Annotated in this window: 4 protein-coding genes, 1 tRNA gene and 1 pseudogene; 1 reads left to right on the top strand and 5 read right to left on the bottom strand. The window is 71.3% G+C overall.

The window, feature by feature from the left end; genetic code table 11:
• From LE181_RS30505 to LE181_RS30495, 3 genes and pseudogenes are all read right to left on the bottom strand, one after another.
• Window positions 1-961: pseudogene (locus LE181_RS30505) on the bottom strand (cell division protein FtsK); the annotation flags it as partial.
• A gap of 121 nt (window positions 962-1082) precedes the next feature.
• A complete protein-coding gene (locus LE181_RS30500; RefSeq protein WP_225664748.1) occupies window positions 1083-1769 on the bottom strand; it encodes a response regulator in 687 nt (228 codons plus the stop codon).
• Between the two features lie 244 nt (window positions 1770-2013).
• On the bottom strand, window positions 2014-6558 hold the full coding sequence (locus LE181_RS30495; protein WP_263869594.1) for a HAMP domain-containing hybrid sensor histidine kinase/response regulator: 4545 nt from the start codon (window positions 6556-6558) through the stop codon (window positions 2014-2016).
• A 335-nt stretch (window positions 6559-6893) separates the two neighbouring features.
• On the opposite strand from LE181_RS30495, the gene LE181_RS30490 reads away from it, so the two are divergent.
• Window positions 6894-9548, top strand: a complete 2655-nt coding sequence (locus tag LE181_RS30490; protein ID WP_225664746.1) for a SpoIIE family protein phosphatase — start codon at window positions 6894-6896, stop codon at window positions 9546-9548.
• 58 nt (window positions 9549-9606) lie between these two features.
• Here LE181_RS30490 and LE181_RS30485 read toward each other — a convergent pair.
• Window positions 9607-9682: transfer RNA gene (locus LE181_RS30485), tRNA-Thr, on the bottom strand.
• A gap of 59 nt (window positions 9683-9741) precedes the next feature.
• On the bottom strand, window positions 9742-10440 hold the full coding sequence (locus tag LE181_RS30480; protein WP_225664745.1) for a DegT/DnrJ/EryC1/StrS family aminotransferase: 699 nt from the start codon (window positions 10438-10440) through the stop codon (window positions 9742-9744).
• Window positions 10441-10584 lie beyond the last annotated feature (144 nt).

Raw genomic sequence — 10584 nt, 5'->3', positions numbered from 1 at the left:
GTGCGGAGCGGCGCCTGTCCAGCGCCTCCGCCTCGGCGCGGTCGGGGTCGGTGGCCGCGGCGGCGCCGCGGCGGGGTCGGCGGGCGGGCGGGGCGTCGCGCCACTCGTCGGCGTACTCGGCGTATCCGTCGGCGGCCTCCGGCCCGTACTCGTCCGGGTGCGGCTCGACGACCCCCAGCCGGACGCCCAGCTCCCGCAGCCGGCGCGGGATGGCGTTGACCGGGGTGGCGGTGACCACCAGCAGGCCGAAGACGGTGAGCAGGAAGAGCAGCGGCACGGCGAGCATCTCGCCGACCGTGAAGAGCAGCGGCTTGGAGGCGGCCCAGCCGATCATTCCGCCGGCGTCCTGCAGGGCCTGCGAGCCGTCGCCGCGGCCGGGCGAGCCGCAGGCCACGTGCACCTGCCCGAGCACGCCGACGACCAGCGCGGACAGGCCGATGACGATCCGTCCGTTGGCCTCGGGGCGCTCGGGGTGGCGGAAGAGCCGGAGCGCGATGACGGCGAGGAGTATCGGTACGACGAGGTCGAGGCGGCCGAACGCGCCGGTGACCAGCAGACGGATGAGGTCACCGACGGGACCGTCGAGGCTGGACCAGGTGCCGACGGCGACGACGAGGGCCGCGGCGAGCAGCAGCAGGGCGAGCCCGTCCTTGCGGTGCGCCGGGTCCAGGCCCTTCGCGCCGCGCCCGACGCCCCGGAAGACGCTGCCGGCGCCGTGGGCCAGGCCGCGGCCGACGCGGCGGGCGGCGCCCGGCCTGGGTGCCGCCTTGGCCGCGGGCTTGCGGGCGGTCGCCTTGCGCGCGGGCGCCCGGCCCGCGGACTTGGACGACGCCTTCTTCGCGGGCGCCTTGGCAGGCGCCTTCGCGGGCGCCTTCTTCGCGGCGCCTCCGGGACGTCCGGCGCGCTGCTGGGAGTTGCCCGCCGTGCTCTGGGAACCCTTGCCGGACGTACGTGAGGCCATGGTGCCGAGATTACCGTTGTCCGACGTGCGGTACACGTGCGGCCAGGCGTTCACCCATTCGTGTCGTGATGCGGTGGTGAAGCCGGTGACGCGGTGTCAAAGGGATGCGGCCCGGGCGCGGTCAGCCCGGTGTGGGCAGCGGGCCGGCGCTGCCCGTGCCCGGCTCCAGGGCGTCCAGTGCCCGCCGCAATCCGGTGAGCTTGCGCTCCAGGTGGGCCGCGGTGGCCACTGCGGCGGCGTCGGCGGACTCGTCGAGCTGCTTGGAGAGCGCCTCGGCCTGCTCCTCGACTGCGGCGAGCCGCGCGGAGAGCTCGGCGAGCAGACCGGCGGGCTCCTGCGACTCGATGACGCCGGTCCGGCCGGAGCCGCCTCCGCTCTCCAGCTGCAGCCGCAACAGGGACGCCTGCTCGCGCAGCTGGCAGTTCTTCATGTACAGCTCGACGAAGACGGACACCTTGGCGCGCAGCACCCACGGGTCGAACGGCTTGGAGATGTAGTCGACCGCACCGGCCGCGTAGCCGCGGAAGGTGTGGTGCGGGCCGTGGTTGATGGCGGTGAGGAAGATGATCGGGATGTCCCGGGTCCGCTCCCGCCGCTTGATGTGCGCGGCGGTCTCGAAGCCGTCCATGCCGGGCATCTGAACGTCCAGCAGGATCACCGCGAAGTCGTCCGTCAGCAGCGCCTTGAGCGCTTCCTCCCCTGACGATGCCCGCACCAGTGTCTGATCGAGCGCCGAGAGGATGGCCTCCAGCGCCAGCAGATTTTCCGGCCGGTCATCGACCAGGAGGATCTTGGCCTTCTGCACCATGGCCCGTCCTCCTCGCCCCGGCAGTGCACCGGGCGCCGCCCCAGGGGACGACTCCCTTGCGCCGCCCGTCCTTGTGCCGGTCATGGTAGCCGCACCCCGCCTGTCGCCACACCCTGTCACCGCGATGTCACTGTGCACGTAGCAGAAACGCGGTGGGGGACCAGAAGGTTCCCCGAATACCGCGCTCCCACACGTCATTGGCCACACTCAGTCAGCACACAGTCAAATAGTCAACGAAATTCCGTCACTCTGCGCGCATCCACTGCTCCATCACCGTCAGCAAATGGTCCGTGTCGACTGGCTTGGTGACATAGTCGGACGCTCCGGCCTCGATGCTCTTCTCCCGGTCGCCCTTCATCGCCTTCGCCGTCAGCGCGATGATGGGCAGCCCCGCGAACTGCGGCATCCGCCGGATCGCCGCCGTCGTGGCGTAGCCGTCCATCTCCGGCATCATGATGTCCATCAGGACCACCACGACGTCGTCGTGCTGCTCCAGCACCTCGATCCCCTCGCGGCCGTTCTCCGCGTAGAGCACCGACAGCCCGTGCTGCTCCAGGACGCTGGTGAGGGCGAAGACGTTGCGGATGTCGTCGTCGACGATCAGCACCTTCTCGCCCTGGAAGCCGCCACGGAAGCCGCCGTGGTCGACGGCCGCGTGCCCATGGTGCTCGCTCAGCCACGGCTCCGGCGGGATGACGACGTCCGCCGCCCGGCCACCCCGCGCCCCGGGCACCGCACTCTCGCCGTGCCCGGCTGCGGGCAGGGCCGCCCGCTGGCCGGCCGCCTGGGCGGCGGCCCGGCGGCGGCGCAGGAACAGACCCGCCGCCTGACGGGCGGGCGAGACCTCCTCGGCCGGGCCCGCGCCGCCGACCGCGCCCAGCGGATCGCCGACGACCTGGCCGTCCTCCAGCTGCGGGTAGCCCTGGGGCGGCAGCTCGCCGGGGTTGAGCGGCAGGTAGAGGGTGAAGGTCGAGCCCCGGCCGGGCTCGCTGGCCGCATCGATCTCGCCGCCGAGCAGCCGGGCGATCTCCCGGCTGATGGACAGCCCGAGGCCGGTGCCGCCGTACTTGCGGCTCGTCGTGCCGTCCGCCTGCTTGAACGCCTCGAAGATGACCCGCATCTTGCTCTGCGCGATGCCGATGCCGGTGTCGGTGACCGAGAAGGCGATCATGTCGGCGTCCGCGTCGCGCAGCGACCCGGCCTCCAGCAGCTGCTCGCGGATGCTGTCGGGCACGTCCGCGCCGGCCGGGCGGATGACGAGCTCGACGGCGCCGGTGTCGGTGAACTTCACCGCGTTCGACAGCAGGTTGCGCAGCACCTGCAGCAGCCGCTGTTCGTCGGTGTGCAGCGTCGCGGGCAGCTCCGGCGACACCCGCACCGAGAAGTCCAGGCCCTTCTCCGCCGTCAGCGGCCGGAACGTGGCCTCCACGTAGTCCACGAGCTGGACCAGCGCGATCCTGCTCGGGCTGACGTCCATCTTGCCCGCCTCGACCTTCGACAGGTCCAGGATGTCGTTGATCAGCTGCAGCAGGTCCGAGCCCGCACCGTGGATGGTGTCGGCGAACTCGACCTGCTTCGGGGAGAGGTTGCCCTCGGCGTTGTCGGCGAGCAGCTTCGCCAGGATCAGCAGCGAGTTGAGCGGGGTGCGCAGCTCGTGCGACATGTTCGCCAGGAACTCCGACTTATAGCGCATGGAGACCGCGAGCTGCTCGGCCCGCTCCTCCAGCACCTGCCGGGCCTCCTCGATCTCGGTGTTCTTCACCTCGATGTCGCGGTTCTGCCGGGCCAGCCGGTCGGACTTCTCCTCCAGCTCGGCGTTGGAGATCTCCAGCGCCTTCTGCCGGTTCTCCAGCTCCGCGGAGCGCTCGCGCAGCTGCTCGGTCAGCTCCTGCGACTGCTTGAGCAGCACCTCGGTCTTGGTGTTGACGCTGATGGTGTTCACGCTGGTGCCGATCATCTCGGCGATCTGGCTGAGGAAGTCCTTCTGGATCTGGGTGAACGGATAGAAGGACGCCAGCTCGATCACGCCGAGGATCTGCCCCTCGAACAGCACCGGCAGCACGATGACGTGGGCCGGCGGCGCCTCGCCCAGACCGGAGGCGATCTTCAGGTAGCCCGGCGGGACGTTCTCCACCAGGATGGTGCGCTTCTCCTTCGCCGCCGTGCCGATGAGCGACTCGCCCGGACGGAAGGACGTGGGCATCGAGCCCATGGAGTAGCCGTACGAGCCGAGCATGCGCAGCTCGTACGCTTCCGCTCCGTTCTCGCCCTCGTGCGGGCCGGTCGGCAGCGCGAGGAAGAACGCGCCGTGCTGGGCGGAGACCACCGGCGTCAGCTCGCTCATGATGAGCCCGGCGACGTCCTCCAGGTCGCGGCGGCCCTGCATCAGGCCGGAGATGCGGGCGAGGTTGCCCTTGAGCCAGTCCTGTTCCTTGTTGGCCAGGGTGGTCTCGCGGAGGTTGGCGATCATCGTGTTGATGTTGTCCTGGAGTTCCAGGATCTCGCCCGCCGCATCGACGTCGATCTTGAGGTTGAGGTCGCCGCGGGTCACCGCGGTGGCGACCTCCGCGATGGCCCGCACCTGCCGGGTGAGGTTGCCCGCCATCTCGTTCACGGATTCGGTGAGGTCGCGCCAGGTGCCGTCCACGTCGCGCACCCGCGCCTGGCCGCCGAGCTGGCCCTCGGTGCCCACCTCGCGGGCCACCCGGGTCACCTGGTCGGCGAAGGACGACAGCTGGTCGACCATCGTGTTGATGGTCGTCTTCAGCTGCAGGATCTCACCGCGGGCATCGATGTCGATCTTCTTGGTGAGGTCGCCCTGGGCGATGGCAGTGGTCACCATCGCGATGTTGCGGACCTGCCCGGTCAGGTTGGACGCCATCGAGTTCACCGACTCGGTGAGGTCCTTCCACGTGCCGCTGACGCCGGGCACGCGCGCCTGGCCGCCCAGAATGCCGTCGGTGCCCACCTCACGGGCCACGCGCGTGACCTCGTCCGCGAAGGACGACAGCGTGGTCACCATGGTGTTGACGGTGTCGGCCAGCTGCGCCACTTCGCCGCGCGCCTCGACGGTGATCTTCTTGGTCAGGTCGCCGTTGGCGACCGCGCCCGCGACCTGGGAGATGTTACGGACCTGACTGGTCAGGTTGTTGGCCATCAGGTTGACGTTGTCGGTGAGGTCCTTCCAGATGCCGGTGACGTCCCGCACCCGCGCCTGGCCGCCCAGCTGGCCCTCGGTACCCACCTCGCGGGCCACCCGGGTCACCTGCTCGGCGAAGTCGGACAGCTGGTCCACCATCGTGTTGACGGTGTTCTTCAGCTGCAGCATCTCACCGGAGACGTCGACGGTGACCTTCTGCGAGAGGTCGCCGTTGGCGACGGCCGTGGTCACCTGGGCGATGTTGCGGACCTGGCCGGTGAGGTTGCGGAAGGCCGTGTTCACCGAATCGGTGAGGTCCTTCCACGTACCCGCCGCACCCGGCACCTGCGCCTGACCGCCCAGCTCGCCCTCGACACCGATCTCACGTGCCACACGCGTCACTTCGGCGCCGAAGAACTGCAGCTGGTCCACCATCCCGTTGACGGTGTTCTTCAGCTCCAGCATTTCCCCGGCCGCGTCGACGGTCACCTTCAGGCCCAGGTCGCCGTTGGCGACGGCCGTCGTCACCAGCGCGATGTCCCGCACCTGGCCGGTGAGGTTACGGAAGGCCGTGTTCACCGAATCGGTGAGGTCCTTCCACGTACCCGCCGCACCCGGCACCTGCGCCTGACCGCTCAGCCGGCCCTCGGCGCCCACCTCGCTGGCCACGCGCGTGACCTCGTCCGCGAACGTCCGCAGCGTCTCGGTCATCTGATTGACCGTCTCGGCCAGCTGCGCCACCTCGCCCCGCGCGCTCACCGTGACCTTCTGCGAGAGGTCACCGTTGGCGACGGCCGTGGTCACCTGCGCGATCCCGCGCACCTGCGCCGTGAGGTTGCCGGCCATGAGGTTGACCGAGTCGGTGAGGTCCTTCCAGACCCCCGCCACGCCCGGCACCTGCGCCTGACCGCCCAGCTCGCCCTCGGTACCCACCTCCCGGGCCACACGCGTGACCTCGGAAGCGAAGGAGGACAGCTGGTCCACCATCGTATTGACGGTGTTCTTCAGCTCCAGCATCTCGCCGTCCACATGGACGGTGACCTTCCGGGAGAGGTCGCCCTTGGCCACCGCCGTGGTCACCAGCGCGATGTCACGCACTTGAGCGGTGAGCCGGGACGCCATCGTGTTGACGGAGTCCGTCAGGTCCTTCCACGAACCCGACATACCGCGCACCCGGGCCTGGCCGCCCAGCTTGCCCTCGGTACCCACCTCGCTCGCCACCCGCGTCACCTCGTCGGTGAACGCCGACAGCTGGTCCACGAGCCCGTTGACCGTGCGCCCCACCTTGAGGAACTCGCCGCGCAGCGGGTGCGCCGCCCCGTCGGCCCCCTGGGAACGCAGATCCATCCGCTGCTCCAGGTCGCCCTCGGCCACCGCCGACAGCACCCGGCCCACCTCGGACACCGGCCGCACCAGATCGTCGACCAGGGCGTTGGACGCGTCGATCGCCGCCGCCCAGGCGCCCTCACAGGCCCCGACCTCCAGCCGCTCCGCGAGCTTGCCCTCACGGCCCACGACCCGGCGCACCCGCGCCAGCTCGCCCGTCAGCTGCAGATTGCGGTCCGCCACCTCGTTGAACACCGCGGCGATCTCGGCCATCGCCCCGTCACCGGAGACCGTCAGCCGCTTGCGGAGGTTTCCGTCCCGCATCGCCTCCAGAGCCGACCGCAGCCGGTTCAGGGCCGCCGTGTCGACCTCCGTCGTCCCATTGGGCCGGGACCGTCCGCCCTTCGCGCGCGTGCTTGCGCCCCGCGCCGCTGCGCCAGACTCCACCGTGTCCCTCCCGCTGGGTCGATCATCCTCGTCGGGCTTCCGCTTCGAGCTTTCCCAGTGTTTCACCCCGGCCCAACCAGGCCATAACAGTCGGCAGCATCGCACACGGTCCACCGGCACCCCCAAGGTGGAATCCCGATGCACCGGGAGCCGCCCACCCGACGGAGGTAAGTAACCTGGCAACCGGCCAGGGCAATGGAGGGGCGCTGCACATGCGTGAGCAGATCGCCGAGACGTACACGAGGAGACCTGTGATCACCGCGCGGGCTGCCGCCACCTTCGAGCCGGTCGGACGCTCGGTCGCCGCCGCCCGGGCCTTCGTCCGGGACACCCTCCAGGGCTGGGGCTTCCCCGACGTCATCGACGACGCCGTCGTCCTGACCAGCGAGCTCGTCACCAACGCCGTCGTCCACGCCGGCACGGCCGCCGACGTCCTGTGCGTACGGACGGACTCCGGCGTACGCGTCGAGGTCGCCGACCGCTACCCCGAACGCGAGCTCCCCCTGCAGAGCCCCACACGTCAGTTCGGCGGCGTCGACCGCGAGGGCGGCCGCGGCCTGCTGCTGTGCGCCGCCCTGGCCTCCCGCTGGGGCGTCGAGTACAGCGCCACGCAGAAGACGGTCTGGTTCCGTCTCGACCTGCCCGACCGTCCCGCCGGCACCCGCTCCGCCGGCCCCGCCCTCCCCGCGGAGGCCCTGCCGGTCGCCGACGCGCGCGTCCGCGTCGCCGTCGTCCAGATCGACGCCGGCGGCGCCATCAGTGCCTGGAACGACGACGCCCAGGAGCTCTTCGGCTTCGGCGCCGACCAGATCATCGGCAAGCCCCTCACCGACCTCGCCGCCTGGCCGCACACCCCCGGCACCTCCACCGGCATCGCCGAGGCCCTGCGCCTGTCCCGCTGGGAGGGCTCGTACGGCATAAGGGGCGCCGACGGCCGCATCGTCCCGGTCTACGCCTCCCACCTGCGCGTCCGCGACAACGCCGGAGCCCCCTCGACCGTCTGCCTGCTGGTACGGGACGAGGAGCGCGCCGTCCTGCAGAGCCCGCCCCGCTCCCCCGCCGGCGACCCCGCCGCCGACCGCGGCACGACCGACCCGTTCGAGGTCTTCATCGGCTCCCCCGCCCCCGACGACCTCGACGGTCTCCTCCAGCGCACGGTCGAGCGCGCCCGCGACATGCTCGACGGCGACTCCGCCTACCTCCTGCTCGCCACCGACGACGAGACGGAGCTGGAGGTGCGCGCCTCCACGGGCCTGCCCTCCACCCGCCAGCGCTTCGCCCGCGTCCCCGTCGAGGCCGGCACCGGCCGCTACGGCTCGGCCCGCATGCCCGCCGTCCACGACGACCTCACCGCCGTGCCCGGCGCCGTGCCCCTGCTCACCGACACCGGCATGCGCTCGGTCGTCACCGTCCCCCTGAAGGTCGAGGGCCGCCTCACCGGCTCCCTCGGCGTCGCCGCCGAATCCCCGCGCCGCTACGGGAACGAAGAGGCACTGCGCCTGCAGTTCGCCGCCGACCGCATCGCCCTGGCCGTCGAATCCGCCCGGCTGGGTGAGCTCGAACGCCTGCGCCGCGGATCGCTGTCCTTCCTCGTCGAGGCGTCCGACCTGCTCGCGGGCACCCTCGACCGCGACCAGACCCTGGCCCTCATGGCCCAGATGACCGTGCCGACCCTCGCCACCTGGTGCGCGGTCTACACGATCGCGGACCAGTCCTCCGAGCCCGAGCTCTCCTACGTCCTCCACGAGGACGAGGACCGCATCGACGGCCTCAAGGCCCTGCTGTCCAAGGTCGCCCCGCCCGACCCCGTGCCCACGCCCGGCGCCCGCGTGTGGACCGCCCCGTCCGAGGCCGCGCACTCCGCCGCGCTGCGCACGTCCCTGCGCAGCCTCGGCCTCACCGACGCCAGCGGCCACCTCCCCGCCCCGGGCACCTCGCTCGCCACGGCGGCCGCCGTCGGCGGCGAGACGGTCGTCCTGCCGCTCGTGGCCCGCAACCGCGTCATCGGCATGCTCACCCTCGGCAAGCCCACCGACGACCACTTCCGCCAGGAGATCCTCGAACTCGCCGAGGACCTCTCCCGCCGCGCGGCCCTCGCCTTGGACAACGCCCGCCTCTACAGCGAGCGCACCGCCATCAGCCAGAGCCTCCAGCGCAGCCTCCTCCCGCCGGAGCTGCCGGACGTCCCCGGCGTGGAGGTCGAGGTCATCTACCGCGCCGCCGGCGAGGGCAACGAGGTGGGCGGCGACTTCTACGACCTCTTCCCCATCCGCGACGGCGCCTACGGCTTCGCCATCGGCGACGTCTGCGGCACGGGCCCGGAGGCGGCCGCCGTCACCGGCCTGGCCCGGCACGCGCTGCGGCTGCTGGCCCGCGAGGGCTTCGGCGGCCCCGCCGTCCTCGAACGGCTCAACGCGGCCATCCTGGACGAGGGCGCCCGCAGCCGCTTCCTCACCCTCCTCTACGGGGAGCTGTGGCCCCAGCCCGACGGCAGCGCGCTGCTGAAGGTCGTCTGCGCCGGTCACCCGCTGCCGCTGCGCCTGCGCCAGGACGGCACGGTCGAGCCGGCGGCCGATCCGCAGCCGCTGCTGGGCGTCATGGACGACCTGGAGCTGTTCGAGCAGTCCGTCACCCTGGACCCGGGCGATGTCCTGCTGTGCGTCACGGACGGCGTCACCGAGCGCCGCGAGGGCACCCGCATGCTGGGCGACGACGGTCTCACGGACGTCCTGACCACGTGCACGGGCCTCACGGCGGGTGCGGTCGCGGCCCGCATCCTGCGCGCGGTCGAACGTTTCGCCGCGGAGCCCGCATCGGACGACATGGCCATCCTCGCCATGCGCGTGCCGGAGCGTCAGGAGCCCTGACCCGGCCGGCCCGGGATACGAGAAAGGCCCCCGCCGTTCGGCGGGGGCCTTTCCTTTGTGGAGCCCCAAAACGGAATCGAACCGTTGACCTTCTCCTTACCATGGAGACGCTCTGCCGACTGAGCTATTGGGGCCGGCAACGAGATAAAGCATACCCGATGTTCGGACACCCTTTTGACCCTCAGGTTGGCCATCAGGCGGCCGCAGCGGGCAACAGACCGCCGAGCGCATTGCACGCCGCGACCAGCCGCTGCAGCTCGCGCCGCGACGTGCCCGCATCGACGGGCAGGGCGAGGCATTCCCCGGCCGCGCGCTCGGTCTCCGGCAGCCACAACTCCCGCCGGAACGAAGGCAGTCGGTGGACGGGCGTCTGGACGGGCACCCGGCAGCGGACCCCACGGTCCAGCAGTGCACGGGCGAAGGCGTCCCGGTCGGGACGGCCGTTGCCGGGGACGCGTACGACGTAGGAGTGGTACCGGTGCAGGATGCCGGGTGCCGTGACGGGCGTCACGCCGGTCAGCCGGGCGTCGAGATAGGCGGCGTTGGCCCGCCGCCGGGCGACGCCTTCTTCCCCCTCCCCTTCCTCCGCACCGTCGGTGGGGTCGGTGGGGGCGAGCACGAGAACGGTACGTCCAGCTGCACGCTGAAGAGCCGCCAGGTCAACAGGGTGACCGAAGAGGGGTACGGCCGCGACGGCGACGGTCCGCGCGGTGATGGCGCGGCTTACGGAGGCGGGGTCGAGGCAGAGGCTCTGGGGGGCGATGTCCGCGAACACGGGCAGTGCACCGGTGTCCCGTACCGCTTCTGCAGTGGCGGCGGTGGCGTAGGAGGGCACGACGACCTCGTCGCCGGCGCCCACATGTGCCGTACTGAGCAACTCCGCAGTCCTCATGCCGCGGATGCTGCCCGGGTGACCTTAACGCGTCATGACGCCGGGCGGCTCGTCGGGAAAACAAAAAAGCTCTGATGCATGAACCGGAGTTCATACATCAGAGCTTTTCTGAAAATTTGTTCGGCGGCGTCCTACTCTCCCACA

The organism is Streptomyces sichuanensis (assembly GCF_020328095.1).
Taxonomy (GTDB): Bacteria; Actinomycetota; Actinomycetes; order Streptomycetales; family Streptomycetaceae; genus Streptomyces; species Streptomyces cinnamoneus.
The sequence above is the reverse complement of the archived record's forward strand: the minus strand, read 5'-3'. Positions and strand labels throughout refer to the sequence as shown.